The sequence below is a fragment of the Acinetobacter sp. YH12072 genome, assembly GCF_013419565.1.
GTDB lineage: Bacteria > Pseudomonadota > Gammaproteobacteria > Pseudomonadales > Moraxellaceae > Acinetobacter.
The window spans coordinates 1-1,180 of record NZ_VOZV01000095.1; the positions used below are offsets into that span (position 1 = coordinate 1).

Below are 1,180 nucleotides of genomic sequence, written 5' to 3' on the forward strand. Positions count from 1 at the left end.
CTCTGTACACGACAAAAATAGATAACTCATTGAAATAATGTCACAATAATTGTTTTCTAACGACGAATACTATGACACATCTCAATGAGTTATATCTTATCTTAAACAAATCTCTAAAATGGAACAAGTCACATTTAAAGTGCTTTGCGCTCATCATGCTTGTGATTATTTTAAAGCAAACATGTAATCTTTCTTCTGCATCTAAAGCCTTGCCCATCAAGTGTTTACCACAATCATTTTATCGACGTATGCAGCGCTTCTTTGCAGGTCAGTATTTTGATTATCGTCAAATTTCTCAGTTGATTTTCAATATGTTTTCATTCGACCAAGTGCAACTGACTTTAGATAGAACCAATTGGAAATGGGGAAAACGAAATATTAATATCCTGATGCTCGCAATCGTTTATCGTGGAATAGCGATACCTATCCTTTGGACATTGCTTAATAAACGTGGAAATTCAGATACGAAAGAGCGTATTGCTTTGATTCAACGCTTTATAGCCATTTTTGGTAAAGACCGTATTGTGAATGTGTTCGCAGACAGAGAGTTTATCGGTGAGCAGTGGTTTACATGGTTAATTGAACAAGACATCAACTTCTGCATTCGTGTTAAAAAAACTTCATTGTCACCAATCATTTAGGAAAGAATCATAAAATTAGTGATTTATTTCGCCATCTTAAAGTTGGTCAAATTGAATGTCGTAAACGACGGATTTTGGTTGGTCGGGTGAAACTATATATAAGTGCACTACAGTTAGAAAATGGAGAGCTTTTACTCGTCGTTTCTCCTCAGTTTAATGCCAATGCTATTCAGGATTATGCATTACGCTGGGAAATTGAAACCTTATTCAGTTGTCTCAAAGGACGCGGGTTTAATCTTGAAAATACGCGCTTGACAGACCCTAGACGAGTGAAAAAATTGATTGCGGTGTTAGCTATAAGCTTCTGTTGGTGTTACTTAACGGGTGAATGGCAACATAATCAAAAAAAAGCGATAAAAATAAAGAAGCATGGACGACTCTCAATGAGTTTATTTCGCTATGGTTTAGACTATGTTCAAATGGCGATTCAGCGTTTAATTGGTTTTGGGAAAAAAGAAGAGTTTAAGGAAATTTTGGCAATTTTAAGAAAGCAGAATCCTGATAGGATAAGGGTTCTGTGAAATTTGTCGTGTACAGAG

1 protein-coding gene is annotated in these 1,180 nt (G+C 35.8%); it reads left to right on the forward strand.

Annotated elements, in window-relative coordinates; translation table 11 throughout:
* The first annotated feature begins 71 nt into the window (after positions 1–71).
* Positions 72–1,162, forward strand: a protein-coding gene (locus FTU19_RS16160; protein WP_085940648.1) for an IS4-like element ISAba1 family transposase whose coding sequence is annotated in 2 segments (ribosomal slippage) — positions 72–612 and positions 612–1,162 — 1,092 coding nt in all. Because the reading frame shifts where the segments join, the coding sequence is not laid out codon by codon here.
* Positions 1,163–1,180 lie beyond the last annotated feature (18 nt).